The sequence below is a fragment of the Pseudomonas sp. KH_046_1 genome (genome assembly GCF_057839025.1).
Genome location: NZ_CM174481.1, coordinates 168,990 through 186,188 on the forward strand (window position 1 = coordinate 168,990; position 17,199 = coordinate 186,188).

General features: G+C 59.8%; 16 protein-coding genes. 11 read left to right on the plus strand and 5 right to left on the minus strand.

From position 1 onward, the window contains the following. Positions 1–26 precede the first annotated feature (26 nt). From dibA to AC3IT9_RS00800, 6 genes are all read left to right on the plus strand, one after another. A complete protein-coding gene (gene dibA / locus AC3IT9_RS00775; RefSeq protein WP_489271679.1) occupies positions 27–1,946 on the plus strand; it encodes a phosphodiesterase DibA in 1,920 nt (639 codons plus the stop codon). A gap of 286 nt (positions 1,947–2,232) precedes the next feature. Continuing rightward, a complete protein-coding gene (gene oscA / locus AC3IT9_RS00780) occupies positions 2,233–2,415 on the plus strand; it encodes a sulfur starvation response protein OscA (protein ID WP_007975618.1) in 183 nt (60 codons plus the stop codon). A gap of 68 nt (positions 2,416–2,483) precedes the next feature. Further along, entirely contained in the window at positions 2,484–3,497 is a 1,014-nt protein-coding gene (locus tag AC3IT9_RS00785) for a sulfate ABC transporter substrate-binding protein (RefSeq protein WP_150812072.1), read from the plus strand. 183 nt (positions 3,498–3,680) lie between these two features. Continuing rightward, positions 3,681–4,499 carry a sulfate ABC transporter permease subunit CysT gene (cysT, locus tag AC3IT9_RS00790; protein WP_007972956.1) on the plus strand — a complete coding sequence of 273 codons (819 nt, stop codon included), beginning with the start codon at positions 3,681–3,683 and terminating at the stop codon, positions 4,497–4,499. Between the two features lie 12 nt (positions 4,500–4,511). After that, positions 4,512–5,381, plus strand: a complete 870-nt coding sequence (cysW, locus tag AC3IT9_RS00795; RefSeq protein ID WP_150726413.1) for a sulfate ABC transporter permease subunit CysW — start codon at positions 4,512–4,514, stop codon at positions 5,379–5,381. Positions 5,382–5,384: 3 nt separating this feature from the next. Then, positions 5,385–6,374, plus strand: a complete 990-nt coding sequence (locus AC3IT9_RS00800) for a sulfate/molybdate ABC transporter ATP-binding protein (RefSeq protein WP_489271681.1) — start codon at positions 5,385–5,387, stop codon at positions 6,372–6,374. A 108-nt stretch (positions 6,375–6,482) separates the two neighbouring features. Here AC3IT9_RS00800 and AC3IT9_RS00805 read toward each other — a convergent pair whose 3' ends face one another. Continuing rightward, positions 6,483–7,007 (minus strand): Mpo1 family 2-hydroxy fatty acid dioxygenase, encoded by a 525-nt coding sequence (locus AC3IT9_RS00805; protein ID WP_150726415.1) that lies wholly within the window; start codon positions 7,005–7,007, stop codon positions 6,483–6,485. Between the two features lie 83 nt (positions 7,008–7,090). Between AC3IT9_RS00805 and AC3IT9_RS00810 the strand changes: the two genes are divergently transcribed. The 3 genes from AC3IT9_RS00810 (at position 7,091) to AC3IT9_RS00820 (ending at position 9,366) form a co-directional block, all read left to right on the plus strand. After that, positions 7,091–7,777: a Crp/Fnr family transcriptional regulator gene (locus AC3IT9_RS00810; RefSeq protein WP_489271682.1), complete on the plus strand. Its 687-nt coding sequence runs from the start codon at positions 7,091–7,093 to the stop codon at positions 7,775–7,777. A 115-nt stretch (positions 7,778–7,892) separates the two neighbouring features. Further along, the gene (locus AC3IT9_RS00815) at positions 7,893–8,141 is read left to right on the plus strand and encodes a helix-turn-helix domain-containing protein (protein ID WP_150755905.1); all 249 of its coding nucleotides are present in this window, start codon (positions 7,893–7,895) and stop codon (positions 8,139–8,141) included. Next, the gene (locus tag AC3IT9_RS00820) at positions 8,134–9,366 is read left to right on the plus strand and encodes a type II toxin-antitoxin system HipA family toxin (RefSeq protein ID WP_489271684.1); all 1,233 of its coding nucleotides are present in this window, start codon (positions 8,134–8,136) and stop codon (positions 9,364–9,366) included. The genes AC3IT9_RS00815 and AC3IT9_RS00820 overlap by 8 nt, the downstream gene beginning before the upstream one ends. Here AC3IT9_RS00820 and AC3IT9_RS00825 read toward each other — a convergent pair whose 3' ends face one another. Beyond that, the gene (locus AC3IT9_RS00825; RefSeq protein ID WP_150726417.1) at positions 9,367–10,371 is read right to left on the minus strand and encodes an AraC family transcriptional regulator; all 1,005 of its coding nucleotides are present in this window, start codon (positions 10,369–10,371) and stop codon (positions 9,367–9,369) included. A gap of 100 nt (positions 10,372–10,471) precedes the next feature. Between AC3IT9_RS00825 and AC3IT9_RS00830 the strand changes: the two genes are divergently transcribed. Beyond that, positions 10,472–11,545: a fatty acid desaturase gene (locus AC3IT9_RS00830; RefSeq protein WP_353741828.1), complete on the plus strand. Its 1,074-nt coding sequence runs from the start codon at positions 10,472–10,474 to the stop codon at positions 11,543–11,545. Between the two features lie 129 nt (positions 11,546–11,674). Here the strand turns inward: AC3IT9_RS00830 and AC3IT9_RS00835 are convergent, their stop codons facing one another. From AC3IT9_RS00835 to AC3IT9_RS00845, 3 genes are read right to left on the minus strand one after another with little or no spacing between them, the layout of a single operon-like run. Beyond that, positions 11,675–13,285, minus strand: a complete 1,611-nt coding sequence (locus AC3IT9_RS00835) for an arylsulfatase (protein ID WP_489271685.1) — start codon at positions 13,283–13,285, stop codon at positions 11,675–11,677. Between the two features lie 15 nt (positions 13,286–13,300). Then, positions 13,301–14,116, minus strand: coding sequence for an ABC transporter ATP-binding protein (locus AC3IT9_RS00840; protein WP_150726420.1), 816 nt, complete (start codon positions 14,114–14,116; stop codon positions 13,301–13,303). Beyond that, complete coding sequence (locus AC3IT9_RS00845) at positions 14,113–15,711, minus strand: ABC transporter permease (protein ID WP_489271687.1); 1,599 nt, start codon at positions 15,709–15,711, stop codon at positions 14,113–14,115. Before AC3IT9_RS00845 ends, AC3IT9_RS00840 begins: the two co-directional genes overlap by 4 nt. 381 nt (positions 15,712–16,092) lie before the next feature. Here AC3IT9_RS00845 and AC3IT9_RS00850 point away from each other — a divergent pair, with 381 nt between their 5' ends. Next, positions 16,093–17,106, plus strand: coding sequence for an ABC transporter substrate-binding protein (locus AC3IT9_RS00850; protein ID WP_489271688.1), 1,014 nt, complete (start codon positions 16,093–16,095; stop codon positions 17,104–17,106). The last annotated feature ends 93 nt before the right edge of the window (positions 17,107–17,199 follow it).

A 17,199-nucleotide genomic window follows, 5' to 3' on the forward strand; every position in this document is an offset into this window, starting at 1 on the left:
CTTTTTGTAGGGACATGGATCGCCGGATGTCTGCCACCTATCGCGATGCCTTGCGCGCAGCGCTGCTCTATCTGTTGCTTTCTGTGGTTTGGCTGCAGATCAGTGACCATTTATTAAACAGTTTCTTCGATAGCTCTGCCGAGCGACTGCGATGGCAACTGATCAACGGTTATGTTTGGGTGTTGTTCAGCGCCGGGTTGATCTTCATTGCCCGGGCGCGGTTGCTGCGGTGTCTGGGTATCGGCGCCCAACTGCGTGAGCGCGATGCCGACCGCATGCGCTTGCGCCAGGCGGCGGCCGTGTTCGACTGCACCCGCGAAGGCGTGCTGGTCACCAATCGGGAAGGCGTGATCGTCCATGTAAACCGGGCATTCATGGAAATTACCGGTTACGGGTGTGGGGACGTGCTGGGGCAGCGGCCCAATCTGTTCAAGTCCGGGCGACATTCTCCTGAGTTCTATCAGGTGATGTTTGCCGCGCTCGCCAGTGTCGGGGAATGGAGTGGGGAAATCTGGAACCGGCGCAAAAGCGGCGAGATTTACCCGCAATGGCAAACGATCCGCCTGATCCATGACGACTACGGCCGGCCGAGCCAATATGTGGCGGTGTTTTCCGACATCAGTGCAATCAAGAACTCCGAACACGAGCTGATGCACCTGGCGCACCACGATCCGCTGACCGACCTGCCGAACCGCCTGCTGTTCACCGACCGCGCCGAACAGGCCCTGGCCTCGGCACAGGTGCACAAACGTGGCAGTGCGCTGCTGATGATCGATCTCGATCATTTCAAGATGATCAACGACAGCCTCGGGCATACCATCGGTGATCAGTTGCTCAAGGCTGTGGCCGAGCGCCTGGGCGCCATGTTCGGTCCTGGCTTCACCTTGGCCAGGCTGGGTGGAGATGAATTCGCCGTGCTCGCCGAAAGCTGTCCGCAACTGGTTCAGGCCGCTGCGTTGGCTCAGCGGATCATCGACGGCCTTAAAGAGCCGTTTCTTATTGATGGGCACCCGCTGTCCACCAATACCAGCATCGGCATCAGCCTGTTCCCCAGCGATGCGTTGAGCGTCGAGCAACTGCTGCGCAATGCCGACTCTGCACTGTTCAAGGCCAAGAGCACGGGGCGCAATGATTATGCGCTGTACACCGAAGAGCTGACGGCCCACGCCCAGCAACGGGTGGAGATCGCCTTCGAATTGCGCCGTGCCCTGGACCGGCAAGAGCTGCGGGTCCATTACCAGCCGGTTCACGACCTCAAGACCAGCCGCCTGATTGGCGTCGAGGCGCTGGTGCGTTGGCAGCACCCGCAGCGGGGGCTGGTGTCGCCAGCGGAATTCATTCCGGTCGCCGAACGAACCGGTCTGATTGCTGAAATCGATGCCTGGGTCATGACGCAGGCATGTCGGCAGATGTGCCAGTGGCAGCAGGGCGGGGTGGTGCTGTCGTTCGTCGCGGTCAACATTTCTTCGCGTCTGTTCGCCCGTCGAGAGCTGTATCAGCAGGTGGCGCAAATCCTGCGCGAAACCGGGCTGGAGCCGGCGTTTCTGGAGCTGGAAGTCACCGAAAGCGCGGTGATGGAGGACCCGGAAGTCGCACTGGAACAAATGCATCGCCTGCGCGAGCTGGGTGTGCGCCTGGCCATCGACGACTTCGGCACGGGTTATTCATCGCTGCTGCGGCTCAAGCGCCTGCCGGTGCAAAAGTTGAAAATCGACCAGGGCTTCGTCGCCGGGTTGCCGTGGGATGAGGACGATGCGGCGATTTCACGGGTGATCATTGCCCTGGCCCAGAGCATGGGCATGCAGGTGCATGCCGAGGGGATCGAGCAGGTCGAACAGGCTGCTTTCCTGCTCGAGCAGGGGTGTGATCTGGGGCAGGGTTACTGGTTCGGGCGGCCGGTGCCGGCGGTGCAGCTCGATTGGATGCATGCGCCGGTGATTGGATAGGCGCAAACCCTGTGGGAGCGAGCTTGCTCGCGATAGCGGAATATCAGTCGACATTTCTGGTGACTGATACTCCCTCTTCGCGAGCAAGCCCGCTCCCACAGGTTTTTTTGTGTGTCTGAAAAAGGGTGATTCACCTCAAACCCTTGTCCCTCCAGTTAATCTCTTATGGTTATATAAACATTCTTAAATAGTCTTTTTAAGAATATCTGTGTCTCTCTAGTATTGCTCTCAAGCCGCAAGCAGTGCCGACACTGCGAGGCAACCTCTCAGTTGAAGGAGCAGCAATATGAGCGCATCCCTGCGTAGCGTCGACGGTCAAGACGAAGCCACCATCCTGCGGGAAATCCAGAGTGCCCTGCGCGATCTGCGCTTTGGCGCCGTGGAAATCACCGTGCATAACGCCCAGGTGGTGCAGATCGAGCGCAAGGAGAAATTCCGTTTGCAGCAGCCGGGCAACAAGCCGGGCTGAGGCGAATCAGGCAACGCGATATCCCATAAGAAAAAGCCAACAAACCAAGAATTCCAGGAGCTTTCACCATGTCGTCGATTCGTCATTTTGCTTTGGCCGCCCTGGCCAGCGCCCTTTTTGCCGGTTCCGCCGTTGCCAAGGACTACGAGCTGCTCAACGTGTCGTACGACCCGACCCGCGAGCTGTATCAGGACTACAACGCCGAGTTCATCAAGTTCTGGCAAAAGGACCACGCCGGTGACTCCGTGAAAATCCAGCAATCCCACGGCGGTTCGGGCAAGCAAGGTCGGGCGGTGATCGATGGCCTGCGTGCCGACGTCGTGACCCTGGCCCTGGCCGGTGATATCGACGAAATCGCCAAGCTCGGCAAATCCCTACCGGCCGACTGGCAAAAACGCCTGCCGGACGCCAGCACGCCTTACACCTCGACCATCGTGTTCCTGGTGCGCAAGGGCAACCCTAAAGGCATCAAGGACTGGGGCGACCTGGTCAAGAATGACGTCTCAGTGATCACGCCGAACCCGAAAACCTCCGGCGGTGCGCGCTGGAACTTCCTCGCGGCGTGGGCCTATGGACTGAAAGCCAATGGCGGCGACGAAGCCAAGGCCAAGGAATACGTACAGACCCTGTTCAAGCACGTGCCAGTGCTGGACACCGGCGCTCGCGGCTCGACCATTACCTTCGTCAACAACGGTCAGGGCGACGTATTGCTGGCCTGGGAAAACGAAGCCTTCCTGGCCCTGAAGGAAGAGGGCGGCGCCGACAAGTTCGACATCGTCGTGCCTTCGCTGTCGATTCTCGCCGAGCCACCGGTGGCGGTAGTCGACAAGAACGCCGAGAAAAAGGGCAACGAGCAGATCGCCGAAGCCTACCTCAAGCACCTGTACAGCCCGGCCGGCCAGGAAATCGCGGCGAAGAACTTCTATCGTCCACGTGACAAGGACGTGGCCGCCAAGTACGCCCAGCAGTTCCCGAAACTGGAACTGGTGAGCATCGACAAGGACTTCGGCGGCTGGAAAACCGCACAGCCGAAATTCTTCAATGACGGGGGCGTGTTCGACCAGATCTACCAGGCGCAGTAATCTTAAATAGCCATCAACGAGCCCCAATGCAAGTCAGCTAAGGTGCTTAAAAGGTGGGAGCGGGCTTGCTCGCGAAGGCGGTGTATCAGGCGACATTTACGTTGACTGGCACACTGCTTTCGCGAGCAAGCCCGCTCCCACATGAATTGCCTTCAGCTGATAAACCTCCAACCAAGGACTTTTATGTCGCGTCGTATCTCCCCCGTCATACCCGGCTTCGGGCTGACGCTGGGCTACACCTTGGTGTACCTCAGCCTGATTGTGCTCATACCACTGGCGGCGATGTTCGTGCATGCCGCTCAACTCACCTGGGATCAGTTCTGGGCAATCATCTCGGCGCCACGGGTGCTGGCCGCATTGAAGCTCAGCTTCGGCACCGCCCTGTGTGCCGCGATCATCAACGGCATCATCGGCACGCTGCTGGCCTGGGTATTAGTGCGCTATACCTTCCCTGGACGAAAAGTGATCGATGCAATGATCGACTTGCCGTTCGCTTTGCCCACGGCGGTAGCCGGTATTGCACTGACAGCGTTGTACACCCCTACCGGTCTGGTGGGTCAGTTTGCAGCGGATCTGGGTTTCAAGATCGCCTACACCCCTCTGGGCATCACCCTTGCCCTCACTTTCGTGACACTTCCATTCGTAGTACGTACCGTACAGCCAGTATTGGCGGATATTCCCCGTGAAGTGGAAGAAGCGGCAGCGTGCCTGGGTGCAAAACCGTTGCAGGTTTTCCGCCATATCCTGCTGCCGGCACTGCTTCCGGCATGGCTTACCGGTTTCGCTTTGGCCTTTGCCCGCGGGGTCGGCGAGTATGGTTCGGTGATTTTCATCGCTGGCAACATGCCGATGAAAACCGAGATTCTGCCGCTGCTGATTATGGTCAAGCTCGACCAATACGATTACACCGGCGCTACCTCCATTGGTGTACTGATGCTGGTGGTTTCCTTTGTCCTGTTGCTGCTGATCAACTTGTTGCAGCGGCGCATCGAAACCCCATAAGGAGGCGCACCCATGTCCCAATCGTCTATTGCTGCCGCTTCCTCGAATGCTGCCCGCCGTGGCAGTGCGACTTCGCGGCGAATCCTGATCGGCCTTGGCTGGCTCATTTTTGCGCTGTTCCTGTTGCTGCCGCTGTTCATCGTGGTGTCCCAGGGCCTGAAGCTCGGCCTCGGGGCGTTTTTCACCGCGATCTTTGAGCCGGACGCGCTGTCGGCACTGAAACTCACGGTCATCGCCGTACTGATTTCGGTGCCGCTGAACCTGGTGTTCGGTGTCAGCGCTGCGTGGTGCGTGAGCAAGTACTCGTTCCGCGGCAAGAGCATGCTGGTGACTTTGATCGACCTGCCATTCTCGGTGTCGCCGGTGATCGCGGGACTGGTCTATGTGCTGATGTTCGGCGCCCAGGGCCTGTTCGGCCCATGGCTTTCGGACCACGACATCCAGATCGTCTTCGCCCTGCCGGGCATCGTGCTCGCGACGATCTTCGTCACCGTGCCGTTCGTGGCGCGGGAACTGATCCCGCTGATGCAGGAACAAGGCACTCAGGAAGAGGAGGCCGCGCGCTTGCTCGGGGCCAACGGCTGGCAGATGTTCTGGCACGTCACCGTGCCCAACATCAAATGGGGCCTGATCTACGGCGTGGTGTTGTGTACCGCGCGGGCCATGGGGGAATTCGGTGCGGTGTCGGTGGTTTCCGGGCACATTCGCGGGGTGACCAACACCCTGCCGTTGCACGTCGAGATCCTCTACAACGAATACAACCACGTGGCCGCGTTCGCCGTGGCGAGCCTGTTGCTGATCCTGGCGCTCTTCATCCTGCTGCTCAAGCAGTGGAGCGAAAACCGTATTAACCGCCTGCGCGCCAGCGCCGCGGAGGAATAATTCATGTCGATCGAAGTGCGTAACGTCAGCAAGAATTTCAACGCGTTCAAGGCGCTGGACAACATCAGCCTGGACATCCAGAGCGGCGAACTCGTCGCGTTGCTCGGCCCGTCGGGCTGCGGCAAGACCACGCTGCTGCGGATCATCGCCGGCCTGGAGACCCCGGACCGGGGCAACATCGTGTTCCACGGTGAAGACGTTTCCGGCCACGACGTACGTGATCGCAACGTCGGTTTCGTGTTCCAGCACTACGCCCTGTTCCGCCACATGACGGTGTTCGACAACGTCGCGTTCGGCCTGCGCATGAAGCCGAAAAACCAGCGCCCGAGCGAAAGCCAGATCGCAACCAAAGTTCACGAACTGTTGAACATGGTGCAACTGGACTGGTTGTCGGATCGCTATCCGGAACAACTCTCCGGCGGTCAGCGCCAGCGTATTGCCTTGGCCCGAGCGCTGGCGGTGGAGCCGAAAGTGCTGCTGCTCGACGAACCCTTCGGTGCCCTCGACGCCAAGGTCCGTAAAGAGCTGCGCCGCTGGTTGGCGCGCCTGCACGAAGACATCAACCTGACCTCGGTGTTCGTGACCCACGATCAGGAAGAAGCGATGGAAGTCGCCGACCGCATCGTGGTGATGAACAAGGGTGTGATCGAGCAGATCGGCTCACCGGGTGACGTTTACGAAAATCCGGCCAGCGATTTTGTCTATCACTTCCTCGGTGATTCGAACCGTCTGCACCTGGGCGAAGACAAGCACGTGCTGTTCCGCCCGCACGAGGTGTCGCTGTCACGTCATGAACTGGAAGATCACCACGCAGCGGAAGTGCGCGATATTCGTCCGCTGGGCGCGACGACGCGGGTGACGTTGAAGGTCGAAGGGCAGAGCGATCTGATCGAGGCCGAAGTGGTCAAGGATCACGACAGCCTGATCGGGCTGGCGAAGGGTGAGACGCTGTTCTTCAAGCCGAAGGTTTGGCAGAAGGTTGCCAACATCTAAAGCAAAAGCTTCGCGAGCAAGCCCGCTCCCACAGTGGATCGGGGTTGAGCACAAAACTTGTGGCCAACCCAAAAAACCTGTGGGAGCGGGCTTGCCCGCGATTGCTATCTAAACAGCGGCACGCTTCGGATTGACCCGCACCCTACCCGCCCGCGCCTCGATCTGCTCTTTGAGCTCATGCCGCATCCCCAGCATGAACGCCAGCTCCGCCACCACGAACAACGGCCCGACAATCAATCCGGTCACGTCATCGACAAATGCCGGTTTGCGTCCTTCGTAGTGATGGCCGACAAACTGGATCGCCCAGCCGATCACGAACATCGCCACGCCGCTACCCAGCCAGACCAGCGTGCTTTGCTGCGCCAGCGCATGACCTGCCCACACCGACAGCCCGAGCAACACGGTCATCAACACGCCCAGGCGCAGCTCCAGGCGCAGGTAAAACCACGCCGATGCCAGCGAGACGAGCACCGCCGGTGACATCCATACGCCGCCCAGCGACCACTCCGGCCGCGACAGCAACACCGCGACGGCCACCACGATCAGCGGAATGCCGATAAAGTGCGAGGCGATGTTGCGCGGGTCACGGTGGTAGGCGGCGTATTGACTGAGGTGGTCGACGAGGCTTTTCATTGTTGTTCTCCTGTGGGGTGATTGATCATGCCCCGGGGCCACTTCCCGCTCTGTCAGCCAGGCGACAATCTTTAGGAGTTTTCATGGATATGCAGGTCTGGCGTCCACGCCTGATGAGCGGTCAGTGGTTCAGCCATTTACCTGTTTCCCTACAGGATAGCCTGCTGTCGGCGGCCAGGCTGCGGCGGCTGTCGCCGGGCCAGCGGCTGTTCAAGCGTGGCGATCCACCCTGCGGCCTGTACGCGGTGCTTGAAGGCGCGGTGCGCGTCGGTGCCGTGAGCGAGCAGGGCAAGGAAGCGTTGCTGAGCCTGGTGGAGCCGCCGCACTGGTTCGGCGAAATCTGCCTGTTCGATGGCCAGCCACGCACCCACGATGCGTACGGCGTGGGCCAGTGCACGCTGCTGCACATTCCCCAGAACACCTTGCTGGCGCTGCTAAACGAGCATCCGCAGCATTGGCGACAACTGGCCTTGCTGATGAGCCAGAAACTGCGCATGACCTTCATCAACTTCGAACAACTGAGCCTGTTGCCGGCCCCGGCAAGGTTGGCGCATCGCTTGCTGATGATCGCTGAAGGCTATGGCGAGACCGCTCCCCCGCGTCGCGTCCTGCAACTGCCCCAGGAACAGTTGGCGTCGATGCTGTCGCTGTCGCGCCAGACCACCAACCAGATCCTCAAGGAGTTGCAGGGGCAAGGGATCATCGGGCTGAGTTACGGCGAAATTGAAATTATCGATGCCGAGCGGTTGCGGTTGTTGGCGTTGGTTTGATGCCAGGTAGGGGCGTCGGCAAATGTAGCTGGACTTCAGTCTCTAACTGCACTAAATACAATGCATAATTATTAATTTGATAAATTATGCACTGTATACGATGCATGGTGGTGAAATGGAAAACCTTGGCAAGCTGATCCGAACCTTACGCAAGGAAAGAAAACTCTCCCAGCAGGCATTGGCACAGCAATACGGAATGAGCCGGGCGACGATCTCCGGCATCGAAAACAACACCCTCTCCGAAATTGGTCTGCGCAAGGTCGAGGCGATCCTAAATGGCTTCGGTTATGAGCTGACTGCCGTGCCGCGACAGACGAAGCGGCCGACGCTGGACACCCTGAAAAAGGTGGATTTCCATGGATGAGCCGCAGGAGAAGGATCGACTGACTATCAGCGTTTCCAACAGTGCGGTGGGAGTCCTTGGCCGTGGTCAGTCACCTGTTGATACCGTGTTTGCCTACGCCGAAAACGCGCCCGAACAAAACGCCGTCTCGTTGACCATGCCGGTGCGGCTGGAGAGTTACGCGTGGGAACCAGGTGTTCCGCCGGTTTTTGAAATGAATCTGCCTGAGGGAGCCCTGCGCGATGAATTGACTCGTCGCTTCAGCAAGGCCGTCCGAGGATTTGACGATTTTTCGATGCTTGCCATCGTAGGCCCGCACCAGCTCGGAAGAGTCGGCATTTCAAAGGCCCAGGGTCTGAGCGACCAGCCACCTGAAACCAGCCTGGCGGAGCTTCTTGTACATGATGGTGCGCAAGGTCTGTTCGAAGACCTCTTGCAGACCTATGGCCAGTATTCAGGTGTTTCCGGTGTACAGCCGAAGGTACTGGTGCGTGACAGCGCGTCAACCATCGATCGGCTGTCCCATCGGGGTGCCACACATCTGGTCAAAGCCTTTCGTCCTGAGCAATACCCGGAACTCGCTGCCAATGAATACTTCTGCATGCGGGCGGCGTTGCATTCGGGTCTTGAGGTGCCGAAGTTTGAACTCAGTGAGCACGGCAAGTTTTTGATCGTTGAACGCTTCGACCTGAATGAAAAGGGTTACCTGGGGTTCGAGGACTTCTGCGTGCTCAATGCCTGGCCATCAAAAGCCAAATACGATGGTTCGTACGAGGGTGCGGCCAAGCAGATCAAGGCCTTTGTTTCTCCGCCTTTGCTCAATCAGGCACTGGAGTCGTTTTTCAAAATCGTCGCGCTGTCATCGGGTCTGAAAAATGGCGACGCGCACCTCAAGAACTTTGGCGTTCTGTACGAAGACTGTGGTGTCGATGCACCAATCAGCCTGGCACCTGCCTACGACATCATCACCACGTCGGTCTACATCAAGACCGATAGCATGGCGTTGCTATTGGGCGGATCGAAGGCGTGGCCCAAGTACAAAATGCTGATGCGGTTTGGCCGCTCCGCCTGCAATTTGACCGAGGGACGCTGCAACGAATTGCTGCAACAAGTCATCCATGGGATGGCAGTGGCGATGGGCGAGATGGGCCAACACATAAAGGCAAACAGTGCTTTTGCCGAGGTTGGAGAGGCAATGCTGGAGCAGTGGAACGAGGGTATGGCGCGCAGCCTGGTCAAAGGCTGATCAGCGCAACCCATCCCGAAACTGCCCAGGCGTCATCCCCGTCCAGCGCTTGAACGCACGACTGAAGCTGCTGGTGTCGGCAAACCCGAGCAGATAACTGATCTCGCTCAACGAACATTGCGGGTCACGCAAGTGCAGCAGCGCCAGATTTTCACGGCTTTCGTTGAGCAGCGTATCGAACCGGTAGCCTTCATCGGCCAGGTGCCGTTGCAGGCTGCGCAGGCTCAGGTGCAGGGCCTTGGCGATGTGTTCGGCGCTGGGTTCGCCTTCGGGCAGTTGTTCTTCAATCGCGTCGCGGACCTTGCGCTCCCATGTCAGCGGCTTGAGTTGCGCCAGGGTGCGATTGAGCACGGTTTCATTGTGCTCGGCCAGTTCCGGGTTGGCGTCGTCCAGATGGCTGTCGAAGTCGACGAGGGCGAACTCCAGTCGATCCTCGTCGGCACCGAAGTGCACGGGCGAGCGAAAGACTTTATGCCATTGGTGTGCGTCTGCCGGCTCCGGGCGGCGCAGGTAGGTCGCCAGTGGTGCGTAGTCGCGGCCCAGGCGATTGCGGCAGGTGCGCACGTAAATCGCCATGAACGCGTCGATGGCTTCGAAGGCAGGAGTCGGGTTGCCCAGCGGAATTTTCAGACTGAAACAGTAGCGATCCTCGGCGCGGGTCAGCTCCAGTTCCAGGGCATCGCTGACCACCTGGTGATAACGCACGATGCGCTCGAACACTTCCCGCAGGCTGCCGCTGGCCACCAGCGCATAACCCAGCGCATGGAAAGTGGTCGGGCTGACGAAACGCGAAACCCGCAAACCGATCGCCGGATCGCCGCTGGCCTGCACCGCCAGATTCCACAGGTGCGTGGTGCCCGACAGCGGGTAGCGCGCGTTCGGGTCGTCCATCAGTTGTGGGTCGAGCCCCGCTTGCTGGCACAGGGCGGTGCTGTCGATGCCCAGGGCATCGAGTTGCTTGCGCAGGGCGCGGGTCCAGCTGGCGAGGGAGGTCGGTTCAGTCATGCTGATTGGCGCTTCCGGTCAACAGGTTGGCGTTCTCGGCTACCGCCTTGCACGGGTTCGCAAGGCAGGATGCAACCATCAATAACCAGAGGATGGAAGCATGGACCGTACTTCTGCAAGCCCCCAACGACTGAATGCATCCCAACGATCAGCCCATATCCGTGAAGTGGTGCTGGCCAGAGGCGTCGAGCTGCGCGAGCAATACCCGATTCTCAAGCATCAGGACGCCCTCGGCGCGGGCATTCTGGCCTTCGCCCTGGCCGGCATGTTCGGTTCGGCGGCGCTCTACATGACCGGGCACATGGCGTGGTGGGCGTGCCTGTTGCTCAACGCATTTTTCGCCTCGTTGACCCATGAGCTGGAACACGACCTGATCCACAGCATGTACTTCCGCAAGCAGAAGATGCCGCACAACCTGATGATGGGGTTGGTGTGGCTGGCGCGGCCGAGCACCATCAACCCGTGGATTCGCCGCCATCTGCACCTCAATCACCATAAGGTGTCGGGTTCTGAAACCGACATGGAAGAACGCGCTATCACCAATGGCGAACCATGGGGTATCGCACGGTTTTTGATGATCGGCGACAACATGATGTCCTCGTTCATCCGCATGCTGCGGGCCAAGACCTGGGCGCAAAAGATCAGCATCGTCCAGCGCACGCTGAAGGTCTACGCACCGCTGGCGCTGATGCATTGGGGCGCGTGGTACGTGTTTCTCGGTTTCCACGCAGCGAACGGCATTGCGCATCTGATGGGCGCACCGATCGAGTGGTCGGCGACCACGTTGTCGGTGATGCAGGTGATCGACATCGCGGCGGTGGTGATCATCGGCCCGAATGTGTTGCGCACGTTCTGCCTGCACTTCATCAGTTCGAACATGCACTACTACGGTGACGTGGAGCCGGGCAACGTGATGCAGCAGACCCAGGTCCTGAATGCCTGGTGGCTGTGGCCGTTGCAGGCGTTCTGCTTCAACTTCGGCAGCAGTCACGGGATCCATCACTTTGTGGTGAAGGAACCGTTTTACATCCGCCAACTGACTGTGCCGGTGGGGCACAAGGTGATGCGCGAGATGGGCGTGCGGTTCAATGATTTCGGCACGTTTGCGCGGGCTAACCGGTTTGAGGGCAAGGAAGAAGTGGCTGCAGAAAAGGGGCGTACGGCTCAGGCTTAGTAGCGTTTGAAAGGGCCCCTTCGCGGGCAAGCCCGCTCCCACAGGTTTCTGCGTTGAATGCGAAATTTGCGTTCAGCATAAATCACTGTGGGAGCGGGCTTGCCCGCGAAGGGGCCGGATCAGGCAATATCAATCCGGCTGAAACGGCGACTCGCTCAGGATCACCCCAGTCTCATCCACATACCGTTGCCAATGTTCGATCAAGGTACCAAGCTTCTGCGGTTGGCTCGATGCCAGGTCATGAATCTCCCCCGGATCATTGCTCAGGTCATACAGCTGCCAGGTCGCCGGCCCCACCGGTCCCGGGATGTACACCGCCTTCCATTGCCCCTGTCGAATCGCCCGTCGTCCGAACAGTTCCCAACCGGTGACGGTGTGCTCGTCATGCACTTGCGCCGTCTCGCCCGACAGAAACCCCAGCCACGACTTTCCGCGAACTTCTGCCACGGGTTTGCCGTGCCATTGCTTGCCCGGATGGCGCACGCCGGCAAGATCCAGAATGGTCGGCGTGATGTCCATCACCGTGCCAAATCCATGGCTGATCTGTCCCTTGAGCGGCAGCTGCGGGTAGTGCACCAGCGCCGGAACACGGATCCCGCCTTCGGTGGTGAAGGCTTTGAACAGCCGCGACGGCGCGGTCGCCACTTGTGCCCAGTTCGGCCCATACCAGACGTAGGAGTTGGCGCGGCCGATGTTGTCCAGGCTGTTGTCGTAATGCTGGTTGAGGTAGGTCAGCAACTGCGGGCCGAATTTCGGAAAGGCCTCCAGCAACGCCCCTTCGGCACCGTTATCGGACATGAACAGGATGAAGGTGTTGTCCAGTTGCCCTTGCTGGCGCAAGTAATCGATAACCCGCCCGATGTTCCAGTCCATGCGCTCGACCATCGCCGCATAAACCTCCATGGCCCGCGCGGAAACCTGCCGTTGCTCGTCGCTCAGGGCAGCCCATTGTGCAGTCAACTGGATCAACGGATGGGGCTCGACATCGGCCTCGATCAGCCCAAGTTTTTTGAGTTTTTCCAGGCGCTCAAGGCGCAGCACTTCAGGGCCGGCGTCATAGCGCCCGCGGTATTTTTCCACCACCTCGGCCGGCGCCTGCAGCGGCCAGTGGGGGGCGGAAAACGGCAGGTAGGCGAAGAACGGACGGGTCTGGTCGCGCTCTTTGAGGTATTGCAGCAGCTTGTCGCCAAAGGCGTCTGAGGAATAGAAATCCTTGGGCAGTTCATCGATGAATTGGTCGTCTTCGATGTACAGCGCCGGGGTGGATTTCAGCAGCCGTGGCGTCGTTTCATCGTAGGTCGGCTCGAAGCCGTAATGATTGGCGGCGCCGGGCAGCAGCGAAAACGAACGCTCGAAACCCCGGGCGTGAGGCGCCAGTACTGCGGTCAGGCCCAAGTGCCATTTGCCGCTCATCAAGGTCTGGTAACCGGCCTCGCGCAACAGTTCGGGCAGGGCGACCACGCGGTCGTTCAAATGCCCTTCGTAACCCGGCTTACCGATCAGGTCCGGGGTCAATGCTTCGGCCATGGTGCCGATGCCGGCGATGTGGTGATCGGTGCCGGTGAGCAGCATCGAACGGGTCGGCGAGCAGGTCGGTGCGGTGTGAAAATCGGTCAGGCGCAGGCCATTGTTGGCCAATGCATCGAGGTTCGGCGTATTGATTTCGCCACCGAAGGCACCGAGGTCGGAAAAGCCCAGGTCATCGGCCAGGATCACTAGAAAGTTGGGACGTTGCGGCATCAAGCATTTCCTTTTTCAGTAGGCAATGAAGGACAACGGCAGATCGCGGACCTGCACCGGCACGGGGGGCTGGTAGTGATCGTCGCTGGTGAGTTCGTGAAGCAGTTCCTCGCGCAGCTGGTGGAAGTCGAAACTGCTGCGCTGGCGTGGATGGGGCAAGGCAATGTCGACCACTTGCTTGATCCGGCCCGGACGCGGCTCCATCACCACCACACGGTCGGCGAGGAAGATCGCTTCCTCGACATCGTGGGTGACCAGCACGGTGGTGATTTTTGCTCGGGCGCGGATCGCCAACAGTTCGTCCTGCATCTGTTGGCGAGTCAGGGCGTCGAGGGCACCGAAGGGCTCGTCCAGCAGCAGAATTCGCGGGCTGGCCACCAAGCCACGGGCGATAGCCACGCGCTGCGCCATGCCGCCGGAGAGTTGGTGCGGATAGGCGCGGGCGAAGTCGCCGAGGCCCACCAGTTCGATGAAATCGCTGATGCGCTTTTGCTTTTGCGCAGCGCTCAAGGGCTCGTTGACCAGGCCTAGGCCGATGTTGTCGGCCACGCTCAACCACGGGAACAAGCGGTGTTCCTGGAAGACGATGCCGCGCTCGCCGCCGATGCCGGTGACGGCTTTTCCGTCCACACTGATCTGCCCGCGAAACTGCGTATCGAGGCCCACCAGCAGCCGCAGCAAGGTGGATTTGCCGCAACCGCTGGAGCCGACGATGGCGACGAACTCGCCCTCGGCGATGTCCAGGTTGAATTCGCGAATGGCTTCAAGTGTAAAGCCGTCGACGTCGAAGATTTTGCCCACGTGATTGAAGCTGACAATCGGTGCGTTCATGCGTGTCTCCAGCGAGTGGCGCGGATTTCCAGGCGTTGGCCAATGAGGTTGAGCAGGGCACCGGTCAGGCCCACCAGCAGCATGCCGGCCATGATCAGGTCCATGCGCAGCAATTGCTGGGCGCCGATCATCTGGCTGCCGATGCCGCCGTTGGACGGCATGAAATATTCGGCGCCGATGGTGCCGAGCCAGGCGTAGATCAGGCTCAGCCGAAGCCCTGCAAAAATCCCCGGCGCCGCGCCCGGTAACACCAGTCGACCCAGGCGCTGGCGCAGGTTCAGACGCAACACCTGCGCGGCTTCGTTGAGTTGTGGCGACAGGTGGGCGACGCTGCGTTGGGTGGCGATGAACAGCGGGAAAAAGGCGGCGAGGGCAACGAACACCCACTTGGCCAATTCCCCCAGGCCGAACCACGCGGTGAGCAGTGGCACCCAGGCGAAAATGGCGATCTGGCGGATGGCGGCGAGGGTTGGGCCGAGCACGCGTTCACTGGTGCGCGACAACCCCAGCAGCAGCCCCAAGGCAAAGCCGAGTCCGCCACCGAGCAGCAATCCGCCAAGGGTTCGGCCCAGGCTCAGGGCCATGCCGCCAAGCAGTGTGCCGTCGAGCAAACCATCCCGGGTGGTCTGCAGGACGGCCAGCGGGCTGACCAGAATGTTCGCGTCAATCCATTGCTGATCCGAGGTCAGTTGCCACAACGCCACAAGCGCCAGTGGCAGCAGCCACGGTTGCAGGCGTTGCCAACCCTGATAGCGCGGCCCGCGACGGATTTCGGCGGTGGCCGGGTGCGGCCAGTGCACCAGTTTCTTGTCCAGCAAACCGATGCCGCGATCCATCGCCACGCCGATCAAACCGATCACCACAATGCACACGAACACGATGTCGAGCATGAACAACTGCCGCGCCCAGACCATCAGGTAGCCGATGCCTTCACTGGAAGCGAGCAGTTCGACAGCGAGCAGTGAAGTCCAGCCGGCGGCCAGTGCGAGGCGCACACCGGCCATGAATGCCGGCAGTGCGGCAGGCAGCACCAGGCGTCGGATCAACAAGTGCCTGGGCAGGCGCAACACGGCGGCGGCTTCGCGCAGCTTGGGTTGTGCGTCGCGCACACCGACCAGTGTATGCAGGGTCACCGGCACCACGATGGCCTTGATCAACACCACCAGCTTCAGCACTTCGCCAATGCCGAAAAACACCATGAACAATGGAATCCAGGCCAGGGTCGGGACTTGCGCCAACCCGGCGAAAGTTGGAAACACCAGACGCTCCAGTCGACGACTGAAACCCAATGCCGCACCCAAAACAGCACCAGCGCTGATCCCGGCCAGCAGTCCCCAGAACAAGCGTTGCAGGCTGACCCACAAATGGCTCCACAACTCGCCTTGGGACAATTCAACGGCGCTGCTCCAGACCAGCGTCGGCGCCGGCAGGATCTGCTCGCTCATCCAGTGATTGCGGCTGGCGAGCCACCAGAGGCTGAACAGGGCGGTTGGCAATAACCATGGCAACAAGCGTTGGCCCAGGCTCGGCCATGTTCGCTTGTGTTTAAGCGATGGCGCGGACAGCGGCAGGCTGAGAAGGGAAACACGGGCCATGGGTGACCTCCGTTGTCTTCCTGCGGGAGCGGGCTTGCTCGCGAAAGTGCTGTGTCAGTCAGGAATGAAGTCGACTGACAGTCCCTATTCGCGAGCAAGCCCGCTCCCACAGGGTTAAAATGTATGCAAAATTGATCTATAAAAATTTAAATCAATGCCATTGAGAGATAAGCGGGTTCATTTAAGGCCTGCCGTTACACCCGCATCCAATGCATTCGAAGAATATTTTTGATGCCGTTTTTGCATACACGCTCTTGAGGCCCGAAGGGATTGATATAGATCTAAATGGTCTAAAAATGTGAATTTATAGTATTTAAGTGTTTGTTCCACTTCGGCCTACTTTCGGCTCCTCAACGCCCGTTGCCCCAAGGAGCCGCACCCATGAACCTTCCCTTCAAACGTGTCATCAGTCTGTTCGCCGCACCGGCCCTTGCGGGGCTGCTGGTTTTCACGGCCAACGCCGATGAGCTCAAGGAAATCCGCATCGCGGTGCCGGACCTGAGTGCCGGAACCCAGCACAGTGGTGGCGGTGTCGTGGATGTGCTGCGTGATCAACAGATCTTCGAAAAGGCTTTCGCCGATCAAGGCATCAAGATTCAGTGGAGCTTCTTCAAGGGCGCAGGTCCGGTGATCAACGAGGCATTCGCCAACGGTCAGGTTGACCTGGCCTACCTCGGCGATCTGGCGGCCATCATCGGCAAGTCCAATGGACTGGATACGCGGTTGCTCAGCGCCTCGGCGCGCGGGGTGAAGCACTACCTCGGCGTGGTGCCGGGTTCGGGGATCAAGACCCTGCAGGACCTCAAGGGTAAACGCGTGGCCATCTTCCGTGGCACCGCCAGCCAGTTGTCCTTCGATGCGGCGCTGGCCAGCCAGGGTTTGAGCGAGAAAGATGTGAAAGTCATCAACCTGGACTTCAACGCGGCGGTCGCGGCGCTGGCGGCGAAGCAGATCGATGCCTCGTGGGGCGGTTCCGGGCTGACGGCGTTGCAGGCCAAGGGGCTGGCCGAGTTGCCGCTCAATACTAAGGACCTGGGCGGCGCCGGCAGTGTACAGGCGGTGCTGATAGGGACCGGGAAGTTTGTCGATGCGCATCCGGAGGTGGTGGCGAAACTGCTCAAGGCCCAGCAGCAGGCCGTGGAGTGGTTGACCCAGGACAGCAACAAGGACGCCTACATTCAGCTGGTGTCGGGGCTGGCGAGTTATCCGGCGGTAATTCTTTCTCAGGATTTGAAGGATCAGAAACTGAGCGAGGTTTTCCCGTCGACGCTTGACCCGGTGTTCCTTGGCAAATTGCAGGACGCGGTGGATTTGGCTTCGCAACAGAAGCTGATTCGCAAGTCGTTCAAGGTCAGTGATTGGGTGGCGCCGGAACTGGCTGCGGCCAAGCTCTGAATCTTCAGTGAGCTCACTGGCCTCATCGCGAGCAGGCTCGCTCCCACACTGACCGTGTGAACACCGGAGATCCCCTGTGGGAGCGGGCTTGCT